The organism is Paraburkholderia sp. CHISQ3 (assembly GCF_030464945.1).
In the GTDB taxonomy this organism is placed as follows: Bacteria; Pseudomonadota; Gammaproteobacteria; order Burkholderiales; family Burkholderiaceae; genus Paraburkholderia; species Paraburkholderia megapolitana.
In genome coordinates, this window is record NZ_JALPRG010000002.1 from 188,856 (window position 1) to 206,059 (window position 17,204).

At 64.0% G+C, this 17,204-nt stretch carries 16 protein-coding genes and 2 tRNA genes; 13 read left to right on the forward strand and 5 right to left on the reverse strand.

Annotated elements, in window-relative coordinates; all coding sequences use genetic code 11:
- Positions 1–44 precede the first annotated feature (44 nt).
- From M0D65_RS04540 to M0D65_RS04565, 6 genes are all read left to right on the forward strand, one after another.
- Positions 45–3,338 (forward strand): Rne/Rng family ribonuclease, encoded by a 3,294-nt coding sequence (locus tag M0D65_RS04540; RefSeq protein WP_266251464.1) that lies wholly within the window; start codon positions 45–47, stop codon positions 3,336–3,338.
- Positions 3,339–3,481: 143 nt separating this feature from the next.
- Entirely contained in the window at positions 3,482–4,588 is a 1,107-nt protein-coding gene (moaA, locus tag M0D65_RS04545) for a GTP 3',8-cyclase MoaA (RefSeq protein WP_266251466.1), read from the forward strand.
- An 18-nt stretch (positions 4,589–4,606) separates the two neighbouring features.
- Complete coding sequence (gene mobA, locus M0D65_RS04550) at positions 4,607–5,221, forward strand: molybdenum cofactor guanylyltransferase MobA (protein ID WP_266251468.1); 615 nt, start codon at positions 4,607–4,609, stop codon at positions 5,219–5,221.
- Positions 5,222–5,306: 85 nt separating this feature from the next.
- A complete protein-coding gene (gene glp, locus M0D65_RS04555; RefSeq protein ID WP_266251470.1) occupies positions 5,307–6,602 on the forward strand; it encodes a gephyrin-like molybdotransferase Glp in 1,296 nt (431 codons plus the stop codon).
- Positions 6,603–6,660: 58 nt separating this feature from the next.
- Positions 6,661–6,936 (forward strand): hypothetical protein, encoded by a 276-nt coding sequence (locus M0D65_RS04560; RefSeq protein ID WP_091011561.1) that lies wholly within the window; start codon positions 6,661–6,663, stop codon positions 6,934–6,936.
- Positions 6,936–7,433 (forward strand): GNAT family N-acetyltransferase, encoded by a 498-nt coding sequence (locus M0D65_RS04565; protein ID WP_266251472.1) that lies wholly within the window; start codon positions 6,936–6,938, stop codon positions 7,431–7,433. Before M0D65_RS04560 ends, M0D65_RS04565 begins: the two co-directional genes overlap by 1 nt.
- A gap of 82 nt (positions 7,434–7,515) precedes the next feature.
- Here the strand turns inward: M0D65_RS04565 and rmuC are convergent, their stop codons facing one another.
- The 5 genes from rmuC to pncB form a co-directional block, all read right to left on the reverse strand.
- Positions 7,516–9,003 (reverse strand): DNA recombination protein RmuC, encoded by a 1,488-nt coding sequence (gene rmuC / locus M0D65_RS04570; protein ID WP_266251474.1) that lies wholly within the window; start codon positions 9,001–9,003, stop codon positions 7,516–7,518.
- Positions 9,000–9,989, reverse strand: a complete 990-nt coding sequence (locus M0D65_RS04575) for a D-glycerate dehydrogenase (RefSeq protein WP_266251476.1) — start codon at positions 9,987–9,989, stop codon at positions 9,000–9,002. The genes rmuC and M0D65_RS04575 overlap by 4 nt, the downstream gene beginning before the upstream one ends.
- 67 nt (positions 9,990–10,056) lie before the next feature.
- A complete protein-coding gene (locus tag M0D65_RS04580; protein WP_266251478.1) occupies positions 10,057–11,481 on the reverse strand; it encodes a sodium:proton antiporter in 1,425 nt (474 codons plus the stop codon).
- Between the two features lie 85 nt (positions 11,482–11,566).
- Complete coding sequence (locus M0D65_RS04585; protein WP_266251480.1) at positions 11,567–12,229, reverse strand: lactate utilization protein C; 663 nt, start codon at positions 12,227–12,229, stop codon at positions 11,567–11,569.
- 98 nt (positions 12,230–12,327) lie between these two features.
- Positions 12,328–13,524: a nicotinate phosphoribosyltransferase gene (gene pncB, locus M0D65_RS04590; protein ID WP_266251482.1), complete on the reverse strand. Its 1,197-nt coding sequence runs from the start codon at positions 13,522–13,524 to the stop codon at positions 12,328–12,330.
- A gap of 275 nt (positions 13,525–13,799) precedes the next feature.
- Between pncB and fdxA the strand changes: the two genes are divergently transcribed.
- From fdxA to M0D65_RS04625, 7 genes are all read left to right on the forward strand, one after another.
- The gene (gene fdxA / locus M0D65_RS04595) at positions 13,800–14,123 is read left to right on the forward strand and encodes a ferredoxin FdxA (RefSeq protein WP_091011554.1); all 324 of its coding nucleotides are present in this window, start codon (positions 13,800–13,802) and stop codon (positions 14,121–14,123) included.
- A gap of 112 nt (positions 14,124–14,235) precedes the next feature.
- A tRNA-Asn gene (locus M0D65_RS04600) sits at positions 14,236–14,311 on the forward strand.
- Positions 14,312–14,380: 69 nt separating this feature from the next.
- Positions 14,381–14,456 (forward strand) — tRNA-Asn (locus M0D65_RS04605).
- A 166-nt stretch (positions 14,457–14,622) separates the two neighbouring features.
- Positions 14,623–15,048 (forward strand): CreA family protein, encoded by a 426-nt coding sequence (locus M0D65_RS04610; RefSeq protein ID WP_245811471.1) that lies wholly within the window; start codon positions 14,623–14,625, stop codon positions 15,046–15,048.
- 75 nt (positions 15,049–15,123) lie between these two features.
- Entirely contained in the window at positions 15,124–15,954 is an 831-nt protein-coding gene (locus M0D65_RS04615) for an AraC family transcriptional regulator (protein ID WP_266251485.1), read from the forward strand.
- 210 nt (positions 15,955–16,164) lie between these two features.
- Positions 16,165–16,836 carry an AzlC family ABC transporter permease gene (locus M0D65_RS04620; RefSeq protein ID WP_266252025.1) on the forward strand — a complete coding sequence of 224 codons (672 nt, stop codon included), beginning with the start codon at positions 16,165–16,167 and terminating at the stop codon, positions 16,834–16,836.
- A complete protein-coding gene (locus tag M0D65_RS04625; RefSeq protein ID WP_096717288.1) occupies positions 16,833–17,156 on the forward strand; it encodes an AzlD domain-containing protein in 324 nt (107 codons plus the stop codon). The genes M0D65_RS04620 and M0D65_RS04625 overlap by 4 nt, the downstream gene beginning before the upstream one ends.
- Positions 17,157–17,204: the final 48 nt, after the last annotated feature.

Genomic DNA, 17,204 nt, shown 5'->3' on the forward strand with positions numbered 1-17,204 from the left:
GCAGCGCATCGGTGGGCCGGCGCAAGCCGCTCTGGAGCCGTTCAATGAAACGCATGCTGTTTAATGCGACGCAGCAGGAAGAACTGCGCGTCGCCATCGTCGATGGGCAAAAACTCATCGATATCGACATCGAAACCGCCGGCCGCGAACAGCGCAAAGGCAATATCTACAAGGGCGTCATCACCCGCATCGAGCCGTCGCTCGAAGCCTGTTTCGTCAACTACGGCGAAGACCGGCACGGCTTCCTGCCGTTCAAGGAAGTCGCCCGCCAGTACTTCCGCGACGGCGTCGAAATGCGCTCTGCGCGCATCCAGGACGCACTGCGCGAAGGCCAGGAACTCATCGTCCAGGTCGAAAAGGAAGAGCGCGGCAACAAGGGCGCAGCCCTTACCACCTTCATCTCGCTGGCCGGACGCTACCTCGTCCTGATGCCGAACAACCCGCGCGGCGGCGGCGTATCGCGCCGGATCGAAGGCGACGACCGCCAGGAACTGCGCGAAACCATGGCGCAGCTGGAACTGCCGGAAGGCATGAGCATCATCGCCCGCACGGCCGGCATCGGTCGTAGCGCGGAAGAGCTGCAGTGGGACCTGAACTACCTGATGCAACTGTGGCGCGCCATCGAAGCCGCGTCGCAAAGCGGTTCGAACGGTCAGCCGATGCTGATTTACCTCGAATCGAGCCTCGTGATCCGCGCGATTCGCGACTACTTCCAGCCGGATATCGGCGAAATCCTGATCGACACGACCGAAATCCATGACCAGGCGCGCGCCTTCATGGATATCGTGATGCCTGACAATGTCAGCAAGGTGAAGCGGTATCACGACGATGTGCCGCTCTTCTCGCGCTTCCAGATCGAACATCAGATCGAAACCGCCTATTCCCGCACGGTGCCGCTGCCGTCGGGTGGCGCGATCGTGATCGACCACACCGAAGCGCTCGTCGCGATCGACGTGAACTCGGCACGCGCCACCAAGGGCGCCGACATCGAGGAAACGGCCGCGCGCACGAACCTCGAAGCCGCCGACGAAGTCGCCCGCCAGTTGCGCCTGCGCGACCTGGGCGGCCTGATCGTGATCGACTTCATCGATATGGAATCGGCGAAGAGCCAGCGTGACGTCGAGCAGCGCCTGAAAGACGCGCTCAAGCACGATCGCGCGCGCGTCCAGATGGGCAAGATCTCGCGCTTCGGCCTGATGGAACTGTCGCGCCAGCGGCTGCGTCCGGCGCTGTCCGAAGGCAGCCACGTCACATGCCCGCGCTGTAACGGCACGGGCCACATCCGCGATACCGAATCGTCCGCGCTGCAAGTGCTGCGGATCATTCAGGAAGAAGCGATGAAGGAAAACACCGCGGCGATCCACTGCCAGGTGCCGGTCGAAGTCACCGCCTTCCTGCTGAACGAAAAGCGCGCGGAAATCAACAAGATCGAATCGCGCTTCAAGGTCAACGTCGTGTTGATCCCGAACAAGCATCTCGATACGCCGCACTACAAGCTCGAGCGCTTGCGTCACGACGACACGCGCCTCGACGAGCCGCGTGCTTCGTGGAAGATGGCTGAAGAAGCGGCGCACGAACTGGAGTCGGAAACCGGCTACAGCAAGCGCACCGAGGAAGTGAAGCCGAAGCAGGAAGCCGTGGTAAAGGGCATCACGCCGGAAAAGCCGGCGCCTAGCGCTGCGGCCAGGCCGGCAGCGGCTGCGCCGACGCCGGCTCCGGTCGCGGTGACGCCTGCTGCAGGCGGTTTCATCGGCTGGTTGAAGAATCTGTTCGGCGTGCAGCCGGCTGCACCGGCTCCGGCCCCCGCACCGGCCGAAAAACCGGCGCGTCCGGCCCGCGAACAGCGCACCGAACGCGGTGGTGAGCGCAGTGGCGACCGTAATCGCAATCGTCGTGGCGGCGCAGGTCCGCGCGGCGAAAACGCTGCCGGTAACCGTCCGGGACAGCAACCGCAGCGCCGTGAAGAGCGCGAACCGCGCGAAGGCCGTGAAGCACGTGAAAGCCGTGAGCCGCGTGAAGCACGTGAAAGCCGCGAGCCGCGCGAAGCTCGCGAAGCACGTGGTGGTCGCGATCAACGTGAAGGTCGTGAGGGCCGCGAAGGCCGTGGTGAGCGGACCGAACGCGGTCAGGATCGTACCGAACGCGTCGAAGCTACCGAAGGCGCCCCGCGCGCTGAACGTGGCGACCGGCAGGAACGTGGTGACCGGCAACCACGCGGCGAGCGTGGCGAGCGCCGCAAACAGCAGCCCGAAGCCGTAGAAGCACAGACCCAGGACGAAACCCTGAACGCCGCAGCGCTTGCTGCAGCTCAAGCGGCGCCCGGCGAAGGCCAGGCTCCGATCGATCAGGAAGCGACGACGCGTGAAGGCGAAGAGCGTCGTCGTCGCCGTCGCGGCCGTCGCGGTGGTCGTCGCGAGCGTGAAGACGAAAACGGTAGTGAAAACGTCAATGAAAACGCCGGCGAAAACGTCAACGTCAACCACGCGGCCGATGTGGCCGAGGCGGGCGGCGAAACCGAGGGTCAGGTGGCTCGCGTAGTGACGGAAGCGCCCGTACGTGCGCCGGAACAGGTCGGTCGTCATGAAGCGCCGGTTGCCCAACCGGCCGCAGTGGCCGCTGCCGCTGTCGCCACGGAAACCGTTGTCGCGAGCGAAGCACATGCCGCCGAAACACCGGTGCAAGCCGCTGAGCCGGTTGCAGTGACGCATGCGCCGCAAGCCTTCGAGCAAAGCGCCGCCCCGGTCGTGGAAACACAAGCCACCCCGGTCGTAGCCGCAGCGCAGGAAGAACCGGCTCCGGCCGTGGCCGCAGCGATCGAGCCGACTCCGGTGCCGGTCGAAGCCCCCGTGGCTCCGGTGGCACCGATCGTCGTAGCGCCTGTTGTCGAAGCCGTACCAGCGGTTACGGAAACGGCATCGTCGTTCGTCGCCAGCGAAGCTGCGCCGGCTGTAGTCGTTGAAGCGCCTGCAGCTCCTGCAAACCAGCCTGTACAGGTAGAGGTCGCTCAGCCGACGCCGGAACCGGCACCCGTTGCTTTCTCTGCCCCCGCCGAACCGCAACCGGTAGCAGAACCCGTCGCCGAGCCGGTCGGCGCACCGCAACCGCAGGCCGCGCAACCGGCACCGCAACGCAACGGCCTGACGGCGGAAACGCTGCAGCCGATGCTCGAAAGCGCAGGCCTGGTGTGGGTCAATACCGATGCCGGCAAGCTGCGCGCGTCGCAGGACGCCGCCGCGCAAGTGGTCAAGCCAGCACGGGCGGTACGCGAGCGCAAGCCGCTGCCGCCGCTGGATACCGCGCCGATGCAACAGGTCGAAACGGGCAAGTCGCAGCACTAGGCTGTAATTAGTCCGTAGCCAACGCAGTGAAGAAGCCCGCCTCCCCGGCGGGCTTTTTCTTGCCCGCAGGTCGCGCGTTCGCCCCAACAGCCTTAGAAGTAGCGTTCCGCTAGAATAAGCGTCTGAGTCCCAACGAAATCATCATGTCCTCCCGACGCATCATCCCTCTTACCGATGTCAGCGCAGTGCCGGTTGTCGACGGTCCTGCCCTGGCGCCGAACGGCGTGCTTCACGACACGCTGGCGCGGCCGCTGCGCGATCTGCGCATCTCGGTGACGGATCGCTGCAATTTTCGTTGCGTCTACTGCATGCCACGCGCGGTGTTCGACAAGGACTATCCGTTTCTGCCGCACGGCGCGTTGTTGAAGTTCGAAGAGATCGAGCGCCTCGCGCGCATCTTCGTTGCGCACGGTGTCGAGAAAATCCGCCTCACGGGCGGCGAACCGCTGCTGCGCAAGAACCTCGAATTCCTGATTGAACGGCTGGCGCTGCTGCGCACGCCCGGCGGTCGCCCGCTCGATCTGACGCTCACCACCAACGGCTCGCTGCTCGCGCGCAAGGCACGCAGCCTGAAAGACGCAGGTCTCACGCGCGTCACGGTGAGCCTCGACGCACTCGACGACACGCTGTTTCGTCGCATGAACGACGCCGACTTTGCAGTCGCCGACGTGCTCGAAGGTATCGCGGCCGCACAGGCCGTGGGGCTCGCGCCGGTGAAGATCAACATGGTCGTCAAGCGCGGGACGAACGATGCCGAAATCATTCCGATGGCGCGCCGCTTCCGTCATTCCGGCGCTGTGCTGCGCTTTATCGAATACATGGACGTGGGTACCTCGAACGGCTGGAACATGACGGAAGTGCTGCCTTCGGCAGACGTGGTTGCGCGCATTGCCGCGCACTTCCCGCTCGCGCCGCTCGACGCGCACAGCCTCGCTGAAACCGCGCAACGCTGGGGCTATGTGGATGGCGGCGGCGAGATCGGTGTGATTTCGAGCGTCACGCGCGCGTTCTGCGGGTCGTGTACGCGTGCGCGTCTGTCGACGGAAGGCAAGCTGTACCTGTGCCTGTTCGCCTCAGCGGGACACGATCTGCGCGCGCTCGTGCGCAACGGCTCAAGCGATGCCGAGATCGCCACCGCCGTCGCGCGGATCTGGCACCAGCGCAGCGACCGCTACTCGCAGTTGCGCGGCAGCGCCGCGGCACAGGATGCGGACGAACGCCGCGTCGAAATGTCGTACATCGGCGGCTGACGCCGTCGTCCCACACTCATGACCATCGATACCGCGCACATCACGGGCCTCGTGCTCGCAGGCGGCCGCGGTACGCGCATGGGCGGTGTCGACAAGGGCTTGCAGCCGCTGCACGGCGAGCCGCTCGCAGCCCACGTGCTGAAGCGGCTTGCACCGCAAACCGGTCCGCTTCTGATCAGCGCGAACCGCCATCTCGAGCGCTATACGGAACTGGGCGCGGCGTATCGGGCACGCATCGTCACCGACAGGCTGCCCGATTTTCCCGGCCCGCTCGCGGGACTGCTGGCCGGATTGCAAAGCGCCGAAACCGCATTCGTCCTCAGCGCACCGTGCGACACCCCCAACCTGCCCACCGATCTCGCCCTGCGTCTCGCGCAGGCGCTCGACGCAGCACACGCGGATATCGCCACAGTCGCGACCATCGACGTCCACGGACATCGCTCGGTTCATCCGGTATTCGCGCTGCTGCGCACCTCGCTGGCCGACGATCTCGCCGCCTTTCTGCAAGCGGGCGAACGTAAGGTGCGCGCGTGGTACGCGCGCCACACGGCGGTCGAAGTCGTCTTGGATGACGAGCGCGCGTTCTACAATGTGAACTCGTTACAAGAACTCGCCGACCTCGAACGTTCATGAGGCTCTCCAGGCCACTCGCCAGCACACCGCCAGTACAGGCCCCGGCAAGTCACCGGACCGCTTCCGGCCGCGACGCTCCCGATTCATGACCACGCCTGACGATCTCTCCCGTTGCGTCGACCAGTACGACCCAGATGCCCTGCCGGTCCATGCCGCGCAGGCAATCGTGCGTCAATGGGCTACGCCGCTCACTGAGATCGAACACGTGTCGCTGCACGATGCGCTCGACCGCGTACTGGCCGAAGACATCGTGTCGCCAATCGACGTTCCCGCGCACGACAACTCGGCAATGGACGGCTACGCATTCGGCGGTGCGGCGCTCATCAGCGCGCCCGGCGACGTGACGCTCAAGGTGACCGGCAAGGCACTCGCAGGACATCCGTTTGCGGGCACGGTCGCAGCAGGTACCTGCGTGCGTGTGATGACCGGCGCATGGTTGCCCGCCGGCTGCGACACGGTCGTGCCGCAAGAACTCGTCAGCCGCGAAGGCGAGACGATCCACTTCCCCACCGATGCACTGCACGCCGGCGCAAACCGTCGACGCACCGGCGAAGACCTCGCGCGCGGCAGCGTCGCGCTACATGCCGGGCGCATCGTGCGTGCCGGCGATGCCGGTCTGCTCGCATCGCTGGGCATTGGCGACGTGCCGGTGCGGCGGCGTTTGCGCGTCGCGTTCTTCTCGACCGGCGACGAACTGCGCTCGCTTGGCGAACCGCTCGCGCCAGGCTGCGTGTACGACAGCAACCGGCACACGCTGTCCGCGATGCTGCGCCGGTTGAATCTCGAGACGCTCGATCTCGGTGTGGTGCGCGACGAACCGGCCGCACTCGAAGCCGCGCTACGCGATGCGGCGTCGAACGCCGACGTCGTGCTGACATCGGGTGGCGTCTCGGTCGGCGAAGCGGATTTCACGCGCAAGCTGCTGCAAACGTTTGGCGATGTCGCGTTCTGGAGCCTCGCCATGCGACCGGGCCGCCCGCTCGCGTTCGGTCGCATCTGGTCGGGTGAGCGGCCCGGCGAGGGACGACCCGCGCTATTCTTCGGCTTGCCGGGCAACCCGGTCGCCGTGATGGTGACGTTCTATCAGATCGTGCGCGAAGCGCTGCTTGCCATGGCCGGTGCGACACTCCAACCGGTACCGCTGATCGCCGCCACGAGCCGCACAGCGATCCGCAAACGCGCGGGACGCACCGAGTATCAGCGCGGCATCGCAGAGCGGGATACGAAAGGCCAGTGGCACGTCGTGCCGACCGGTTCGCAAAGTTCAGGCGCGCTCAGTTCGATGAGCGAGGCCAACTGCTTCATCGTGCTCGCGCACGAACAGGCCAATATCGACACGGGAGACACCGTCGATATCATGCTGTTCGACGGGCTTGTCTGATCAGCAGGCTCAAGCATTACTTTTCACGCAACTACCTCGACCAACGAGTTGGACTCACATGAAAAAACAGCTCTCGTACATTGCACCGGGACCGACCGCCAAGGCGCTGATTCTCGTCTATCTGACCTTCAGCGTACCGATCGTGCTGATCGGTGCCCTGCTGGCCTTCTTCCGTTACGGGTCGCTCGAACTGAGTACGGTGTTCAGCGCGTTGCTGCTGAATGCGATCCTCGGTTTCGTGCTGCTGTGGATTGCATGTCACGCCTACAACTGGGTGGCATCGCGTTTCGGCGGCATCGAGATCCAGTTGAGCGACGTACCCGAGGAAGCGTAATGGCTGCCGCAATCCGCGCGGCCACCCCCGCCGATGTCGGCGCGATCTACGCGCTGATTGTCGAACTGGCGGAATTCGAAAAGCTCACGCATCTGTTGACCGTGACGCAAGCGGGCTTGCACGATGCGCTGTTCGGTGCGCGGGCGTTGACGGAAGCGCTGGTCGCGGAAGATGCCGGCAGCATCGTCGGCTATGCGCTCTTCTTCCATAACTTCTCGACCTTCGTCGGCAGGCGCGGGCTGTATCTGGAAGACCTGTATGTGCAGCCGTCGCAACGCGGCAGCGGGCTCGGCACCGCGATCCTGCAGCGGCTCGCGGCACTGGCCGTGGAGCGCGAATGCGGGCGTTTTGAATGGACAGTGCTCGACTGGAACCAGACGGCCATCGATTTCTATCAGAAGATGGGCGCGACCGTGCTGCCCGACTGGCGCGTTGTCCGGATGACCGGTGCCGCGCTCGACACGCTCGCGGCAAGTGCTCCGCGCAAGACCGGCTGAATCGTTTAGCGGTTTGAACGCCGCGTGGCATATGGCCTGTCCACGCGGCTCATGCTTGTTTCAGCGGCACGGAAAGCGATTTTTACGACTCGTCCGTATCGGCCCCACTCGCCGCATCGCCTAGCAGACCGCTTGCCTGCTCGCCGGGCAACGCTTCGACGTCGCGTAGCTTGCGGCCCATTGCGCGCGTGCGCACCTCGGCGGCTTCGATCGATCGGGTGACGGTTTCGAGCTGCGACTTCGTTCTCGCCAGCACGTCGCCGAATTTGCCGAACTCCGTCTTCACCGCGCCGAGCACCTGCCACACCTCGCTCGAGCGCTTCTCGATCGCAAGTGTCCTGAAGCCCATCTGCAAACTGTTCAGCAGTGCCGTGAGCGTCGTCGGCCCGGCGATCGTTACGCGATATTCACGTTGCAGCAGATCCGTCAGGCCAGTGCGGCGTAGCACCTCCGCGTAGAGCCCTTCGGTTGGCAGATAGAGCAGTGCGAAATCGGTAGTGTGCGGCGGCGACACGTATTTTTCCGCAATCGAACGCGCTTCGGCCCGCACTCGTGCCTCGAGCGCACGCGACGCTTCCTCGACGGCAACCGGGTCTGCCCGCTCCTGTGCATCGATCAGGCGCTCGTAGTCTTCGCGCGGAAATTTCGCATCGAGCGGCAGCCATACGGGCACAGGCACGCCATCCGCCGATGTGTTGCCCGGCAAGCGAATCGCGAACTCGACACGCTCATTGCTCTTCGGCACGGTCGCGACATTCTTCGCGTATTGATCGGGTGTCAGCAGCTGTTCGAGCAGCGCCTCGAGCTGCACTTCGCCCCACGTGCCGCGTGTCTTCACATTGGTCAGCACCTTCTTCAGGTCGCCAACGCCCGCGGCCAGCGTCTGCATCTCGCCGAGCCCGCGATGCACCTGCTCCAGTCGATCTGAAACTAACTTGAACGATTCGCCAAGACGCTGTTCGAGCGTTGCGTGCAGTTTCTCGTCGACCGTGCGGCGCATCTCTTCGAGCTTCGTCGCGTTGTTCGTCTCGATGTCTTTCAGGCGCTGCTCGATCGTCGCGCGCACTTCGCCGAAGCGGCGATCGTTCGCTTCGGTTAGTTGCGAGAGTTGTTGCGTCAGCGTGTCGCCGAAGCGCTTCAACGCCGAGCCCTGTTCGTCGCGCGCATGCTGGGCCTGCAGTTGCAGGCTCTGGCGTACCGCTTCGAGTTGCTGAGCATTGGTCTCGGTGAGCTTCACGAGCTGCTGCGCAAAACCGTCGATCTGACTGTTCTGCACAGTCGCGATGCTCGTCAGTTGCGCGGCCAGTGTCTGCTGGAACTGCGCGAAGCCGCCGCTCAGCTCGGTACGCGATGTACGCGCAGTGTCGACGATTTCGCTGCGCAGTTCGCGTTCGAGCCGTTCGAACGCGCGCGTCTGCGCATCGGTTGCGGCAACGGCGCGCTCGCCGAGTTCGGTCAGCCGCGCGTCCTCGCGCGAACGCCCTGCCCCGCGCATCAGGATCAGCAGCGCTATAACGAGCGCCACGGCGAGCGCGACCATCACGATCGCGCCTACGAGAGTCATGGTCATGCGCGCGCCTTCCCCAGCACTTCGGGATTGATCGGATTCGGTGGATGCCCCGCTTGCGGACCGACGCCAAGCGCCGCGATCAGATTGTCCGCGGCGAGATTGGCCATCGCGCGACGGGTCGATTCGGTCGCGCTCGCGATATGCGGCGTGAGCACGACGTTCGGCACCGTCAACAACGCAGGGTTGAGCTTCGGTTCGCCTTCGTAGACATCGAGCCCGGCTGCCGCAATCTGCTTCGCGCGCAGCGCGTCGACCAGCGCGGCATCGTCGACGATGCCGCCGCGTGCGATGTTCGTGAGCGTGGCGGTGGGTTTCATCAGCGCGAGTTCGGCGGCGCCGATCGTGTGATGGTTTTCCTTCGTGTAGGGCAACACGAGCACTACATGATCGGCCTGTTGCAGCAACCCTTCTTTCGATACGTACTGCGCGTTCAATTCGGCTTCGATGGCCGGCGCAACGCGCGAACGGTTGTGATAGATCACGCGCATGTTGAAGCCGCGCGCGCGGCGCGCAAGCGCCTGGCCGATGCGTCCCATGCCGATAACGCCGAGCGTCGCGCCATACACGTCCGTGCCGAGAAAACCGTCATAGGCCCACTTCTGCCAGTGGCCTGCACGCAGCCAGTGCTCCGCCTCCGCGATGCGGCGCGCGGTCGCCATCATCAGTGCCCAGCCGAAATCGGCAGTCGATTCGTTCAGCACGTCCGGCGTGTTCGTGCCGAGCACGTTCGCCGCATTGAACGCGTTCATGTCGAAGTTGTTGTAACCGACCGCCATGTTCGACACCACTCGCAGACGCGGTGCCGCGGCCAGCACGGCCGCTCCGACCGGGTCGCCAGCCGTCAGGGCGCCGTCGCAGTCCGCGAGCCGCCGCGTAAATTCATCTGCGCCAAGAACATCGCCGTTGTTCCAGTCGACGTCGAAATACTGTTTGAGCCGCTCGATCACATCCGGAAAAATCGGACGCGCAACCAGAATCTTCTGCATTACATCGCTCCAGAAACTGCGCCGCACATGGCCACCTGTGGGCACGCGCACACGCTATCAACCGAATTCAGAAAAACAGCCAGCCGGTAACGAGAAACACCGGAATCAATATCGCCCCTGACCATGCAAGATAGCCGAAAAAACCCGGCATCCGCACGCCGCGTGATTCGGCAATCGCCTTCACCATGAAGTTTGGCGCATTGCCGATATAGCTGTTCGCACCCATGAACACAGCGCCCGCGGAAATCGCCGCGAGCGTCGTGGCGCCCGTGGTCATCAACGTCTGCGCGTCGCCGCCCGCGAGGTTGAAGAACACCAGGTAAGTCGGCGCGTTGTCGAGAAACGACGACAGGATCCCCGTCGCCCAGAAATACATCGCGTCGCGCGGCGCGCCGGACACGTCGTTGACGAGATGGACGATGCCTGCGAACGCGCCGGCCTCGCCCGCGCGCAGGATCGTGATCACCGGTGCGATCGTCACGAAGATCGCCGCGAACAGTTTCGCGACCTCTTCGATCGGCGCCCAGTTGAAGTCGTTACCGGTGCGTGCCGCGCGCGGCGTCACGGCAAGCGAGACCAGCGTGACGACAATCAGCGCCGCGTCGCGCAGCGCGTTTTGCAACGCGACGTGCGTGCCGAACACATCGAACTCGATGCCGGGCTTCCACAGACCGCTCATCAACACGAGCGCGATCACCGCAACGAGCAGCACGAAGTTGATCTTGCCGTCAATGGCGAGCTTTGGCGCATCGGGCGTCGGATCGAGCGCGGCCGGACGTTGTTCCTCGCCGCGATGGAAATAGTATGAATCGATCACGTAGAACACTGCGAGCAGCACGACGCAAACAAAGAGCATCGGCAGTGCAAGGTGCTGCGTGGTCCAGAAGAAACCCACGCCATTCAGGAAACCGAGGAACAACGGCGGATCGCCGAGTGGTGACAGCGAGCCTCCCGCATTCGCCACCAGAAAGATAAAGAACACGACGACATGCACGACGTGTTTGCGATTGTCGTTCGCGCGCAGGAGCGGACGGATCAGCAGCATGGCTGCGCCGGTCGTCCCCATGATGCTCGCGAGCACGGTGCCGAGCACGAGGATCGTCGTGTTCAACCGCGGTGTGCCGCGCAGGTTGCCACGCACGCAGATACCGCCGGCCACCGTGTACAGCGCGGTGAGCAGCACGATGAACGGAACGTATTCCTCAAGCAACGCGTGCACGAGCGAACCGAATGCCGTGCCCGTACCAAAGACAAAAGCGAACGGCACGAGGAACACCACGGCCCACGCCGCCGATACCTTGCCGAAATGGTGATGCCAGAGCGCCGGCGCAACGAGCGGAAAGATCGCGATCGATAGCAGCATGCCGGCGAACGGTGCAGCCCACCATGCGGACAGCGTCGCGCCATCGAGCGTCGCAGCGGCGGCCAGTTGCGGCCACCCCGCGCATGCGGCGGCGAACGCGAGGCATGCCAGGACGGCATGTCGTTTCATAGGTACATCCTGTCGGGTTGAAAGGTCGCTCGCAGCAGGTAGCGTCCGGCTACGGCGAAAAAACGGAAGACGCTGAAAACTCGGCTCACGCGCCGCGCACGACGATCGCATGGACGCGATACGGACCATGCGCACCGAGCACGATGGTCTGCTCGATATCGCCGGTACGCGACGGCCCCGAGACGAAATTGACCGCGCGCGGCAGTTCGCCGCGTTCGCTGCGAATCAGGCCGAACGCTTCCTCGTGTCCTGCCACGATGCGCGAAGCCGGCACGATCGCAACATGCGTCTCGGGCAGCAGTCCCGCGGATGCATAAGTTTGCGGCCCCGACAACAGCACCAGCGTGCCGGTCTCCGCCGTCGCGCAGAAACAGCCGGTGATGCCGACCTTGTCGGCATCCTGCGGTTTGCGGAATTCGACCTCGATGCCCGCGTCGGCCCAGGCGAGGTCCTGCAGAGTCTGCCACGCGATGGCCTGCACCGGCAGGTCGTGCTCGACGAGATAACGTTGTACGGCGGCGGGCACATCGTTCATGGTGTCGACGGTATCGACCGTGGTGGCCATCTTGCGTGCTTCGACGATGAAACGCTCGATCAGGTCACCGGGCAACTCTGGACGCGGGCCTTCGGGATGACGCGTCAGATAGTCGTCGGCGGCTTCGCGTTCGGCATCGGACGGCTCGCCTTCGCGCCCCTGCGCCGCGCGGATGCGCGCAAGAATGTTACGGCGGGCAGTCGATGTGTCCATGGGAAGTCCTCGTTCGATGGCGGTATAAGCAGGTTCCGTCACGCGAAAATTATACCGGCGGCGCGTTGCGCAAATGCACGATCGCGCGATCGCGTGCGCTATTGCTCCGCTTCTTCGGCCGGCGCTGCAATCCCGAACACCTGACGCAGATACGCGAGATACGCCTTGTCGTCGCACATGTTCTTGCCCGGCGAATCGGACAGCTTCGCGACCGGCTGGCCATTGCAACGGACCATCTTGATGACGATCTGCAACGGGTTGTAGCCGAGGTCGTTGGTGAGGTTGGTGCCGACACCGAACGCGAGCTTGCAGCGGTTGCGAAACCGTTCGTAGAGCTGCAGAACCTTCGGGATATCGAGCGCGTCGGAGAACACCAGTACCTTCGTGCGCGGATCGCAGCGATTGTCTTCGTAGTGCTTGAGCAGCCGCTCGCCCCAGTCGAACGGATCGCCGGAGTCGTGGCGCGCGCCATCGAAGAGCTTGCAGAAATACATATCGAAGTCGCGCAGGAACGCCTGCATCCCGTACACATCGGACAGCGCGATACCGAGGTCGCCGCGATACTCTTTCGCCCACATTTCGAAGCCGTAGATCTGCGAATCGCGCAACCGCGGGCCGAGCGCCTGGCAAGCCTGCAGATACTCATGCGCCATCGTGCCGAGCGGCGTAAGGCCGTGCTTCATCGCATAGAACACGTTGCTGGTGCCGGCAAACTGCTCGCCGAGCCCCTCTTTCAGCGTGAGCGCCACCTCTTCGTGCCACTGCTTCGAGAAGCGCCGGCGCGTGCCGTAATCGGCGATCTTGCAATCGGCGAATTCGGGTCGCGCGCCAAGCAGCTTGATCTTCTCGCGCAGACGTTCGCGGCCTTCGCTGTAATCGGGATGCTGCTGCGTGTTACGGAAATAAACCTCGTTGACGATCGCGAGCACCGGGATCTCGAAGAGGATCGTATGCAGCCACGGCCCCTTGATCTCGATGTCGATCTCGCCGTTGTTCTTCGGCGACGGCGAGATCGAGATGTACTTTTCGTTCAGATGAAACAGCGCAAGGAATTCGACGAAATCGCCCTTGATGAAGCGCATCCGGCGCAGGTAGTCGAGTTCGTCGCCGGTAAAGCGCAGTTCGCAGAGCTTGCGCACTTCTTCGCGGATCTCGGCGACATACGGCACGAGATCGACGTTTTTCGTGCGGCAGCGAAAACGGTATTCGACGCTGGCGGCAGGAAAATGATGCAGGACGACCTGCATCATCGTGAACTTGTAGAGATCGGTATCGAGCAGCGAGGTAATGATCATGGTGTGCACACCGGTCGGCTGATGCCGGCAGTCCTTGAAGAGACCTGTTCGTTGCGGCCCGCCTCTCGCGCGCCAATCGCCCCATGTTACCCGAATGCGGCTGCGCGGACGGTGTAGCCGCCAGGTGCACGGCGGCCACCCATAAACTAATCACCAATCGGTATAAAACCCCCGGGCCAATGCGTGATACGGGATTTCGGGTTACGTTACAATAGCGCCTTTGGCATTTCGGCCCCCGTTTTGCCGCCCCGATATTGCATGCAGGAGTTGCCTGAATGACCCACGTTGTGACCGAAAGCTGCATTAAATGCCGCTATACCGACTGCGTCGACGTGTGCCCGGTGGACTGCTTTCGCGAAGGTCCCAACTTTCTCGCGATCGATCCCGACGAGTGCATCGACTGTGCCGTGTGCGTCGCCGAATGTCCGGTGAACGCGATCTACGCGGAAGAAGACGTCCCTGGCGACCAGCAGGACTTCACCGCACTGAACGCGGAGCTCGCGAAGGGCTGGCCCAGCATTACGAAGACCAAGCTGCCGCTGCCCGAAGCCGACGAATTCAAGGATGTGAAGGACAAGCTGGCGCTTCTCGAGCGCTAAGCGTCGCCTGTCTCACAGGCGTGGTAGCGCCGAGCGTCTGTGCCCCGGAATGCCTTGGGTATTGACAGGTCCTGTAGCGCCCCCTACAATTTCGCTTCTTCGCTGTTGTTGTTCCCCGATAGCTCAGTTGGTAGAGCGCCGGACTGTTAATCCGTAGGTCCCTGGTTCGAGCCCAGGTCGGGGAGCCAAGAATTGCAAAGGCCCGTTAATCAGAACGGGCTTTTTTGTGTCTATATCGTGAAGCGTTGTATTGCTGTTCCTCGATAGCTCAGTTGGTAGAGCGCCGGACTGTTAATCCGTAGGTCCCTGGTTCGAGCCCAGGTCGAGGAGCCAAGATTCTGAAAGGCCGCTAGCCATAGCGGCCTTTGTTTTTGGTGGCTCATGCGGATCGCCCGCCATACCGCTGGTATAGGATGACGGCTTTCCCAACCGGCAACCCGCCCTTCCCATGAAATCCATCCTCTCGATCATCCCGCTCGCCGCCTGCGCAGCGCTGCTGATGCCGTACGCCCACGGCGAGGAAGTCGCGAGCGTCAACACCAACTTCCGTCTCACAGGCTCCGACCGTGTCGTTGTCGAGGCGTACGACGATCCGCTCGTCGGTGGCGTGACGTGCTATGTGTCGCGGGCGCGCACTGGTGGTATCAAGGGCTCGCTCGGCCTTGCCGAAGACCCGACCGAAGCGTCGATTGCCTGCCGCCAGATCGGCGCGATCCATTTCAACGGATCGCTCAAGCAGCAGGACGATGTGTTCACCGAGCGCATGTCGTTCGTGTTCAAGACGCTGCACGTCGTGCGCGTCGTCGATGCGAAACGCAATACGCTCGTGTATCTGACCTATAGCGACCGGATCGCGACCGGCAGTGCGAAGAACAGCGTCACGGCCGTGCCGCTGCCGGCGGGCACGACGATCCCGATGAAGTAGGCACTGCCCTGTCATGCGGCCACGCAGCCGCGCTAAAACCCGCGCTAAACTGGCAGGCCAAGCCGGATTGCCATCATGACCGTCACCCGTTTCCGCGATTCCGCCCACTACTGGCGCACGCCGCTTCTGCCCGGCGCGGATCTCGTCACCGCCGAATATCGCGATCACGCGTTCACGCCGCACTGGCACGACGCCTATACGATCCCGGTGATCGAGGCCGGCGCGGAGTGCTACGACTATCGCGGCACGCACTATGTCGCCGAGGCCGGCAGCGTGCCGGTCATCAATCCCGGCGAACTGCACACCGGCGCGCGTGCGGTCGAGGCCGGCTGGCGTTATCGCGTGATGTATGTGCCGGTCGATTTCATCCACGATCTGGCCACCGATATCGCCGGGCGCGTACAACCGCTGCCGTGGTTCGAGCCCGGCGTGATCCGCGACCCGGTCCTCGCCGACCGGCTGCGGCGCGCCCATCATCTGCTCGAAGAAAACGCCGCCGATCCGCTCGCCGCCGAAGCCGCGTTGCTCGACGCACTGTCGATGCTGCTCGTGCGCTACGGACGCACGCGGGCCGCTGCACAATCGGCGGGTTCCGACGACAACCGCGTCGCCACGATGAAAGACTGCCTCACCGGCGACCTCACCGCTCCGCTGACACTCGCGCAACTCGCCGACGCCGTGGGCCTGTCGCCGTTTCACGCCGCGCGTCTTTTCGCGCAGACCACGGGTCTGCCGCCGCACGCCTGGCGCAATCAGGTTCGTCTGCAACGCTCGCTCGCGCCGTTGCGGGCGGGCACATCGGTCGCCGACGTCGCGGCTGCCAGCGGCTTCACCGATCAGAGCCATTTCACGCGGCATTTCCGGCGCATGTTCGGCGTGCCGCCAGGACGCTGGCAAGGCGTCTGAAACAGAACCGACCGGCCTTCCCCCCCGGCGCTACGGCGCATCGCCGGCCCTCAGCGCACCTCGCACATACACCGCCCATACCGCAAGAACGTACAAGCGCACCCGCGTCCCGCACCGTTATGCTCGCTGGGACAGGAGGAAAGATTGACTCAATTGACTCAAACCCACCGCTTTCGCGAATTCACCGCCGGTACGCGCGATACCGTCCCGATGCTCGTCGGCGCTGCGCCGTTCGGCGTGATCTTCGGCACGCTGGTCGCATCGGGCCCGCTGCATCTGTGGCACGGGCAACTGATGTCGCTCGTCGTATTCGCCGGTTCGGCGCAGTTCATCGCGCTCGGCCTGATCGCCGGTCATGCGGGCTTCGCCGTGGTCTGGGCGACGACGCTGATCGTGAATCTGCGCCACATGCTGTATAGCGCCACGCTCGCTCCGCACGTCGCCCATCTGCCGATGCACTGGCGCTGGACCCTCGGCGGCCTGCTCACCGACGAGGTCTTCGCCGTCGCCTGGGCGCACTACCGGCTGCATCCGCCGGGGACGGTCGGCCCGTACTATTTCCTGGGCTCGGGCCTGTCGATGTATATCAACTGGCAGATCTGGACACTCGCCGGTCTGCTGTTCGGCGCCGCGTTTCCGGGCCTGCAGTCGCTCGGCCTCGATTTCGCAATGGTCGCAACCTTCATCGCGATCGTCGTGCCGCAGCTCGTCGCAATTCGTTATGTCGCCGCCGCGGCAACGTCGGGTGCGCTCGCGTTCTTCTGGCAGGGTTGGCCGTACAAGCTCGGCTTGCTCGGCGCGGTATTCGCAGGCGTCGTGGTCGGCGTGCTGCTGTCGCGTCGCAGCGCATTGGGTCAGCAAACTACGGAGGTCAGCCAATGAACTACGTGATCCTGATTCTGGGCATGGCACTGATCACCTGGCTCATCCGTGCAACGGTCTTCCTGCTCGGCGACCGGCTCGTTTTCCCGCCGCTCGTGCGCACCGCGCTCGGCTTCGTGCCGGTCACCGTGCTGACCGCGATCATCGTGCCGATGGCCGTCTCGCCGCACGGCACCGAGGCCGAATTGACGTGGCGCAATCCGCAACTGGTCGGTGCGCTCGCGGCGATCGTCGTCAGTGCGCTCACGCGCCGCCCGCTGCTGACGATCGCAGTCGGCCTCGCTGTGTTCTTCCTGTGGCAAGGCGTGGTGCTTCGATAACCGGCCGCACGCGCCCAGGCGCGCTCAAGTTTTCCACCATCCCGCCGA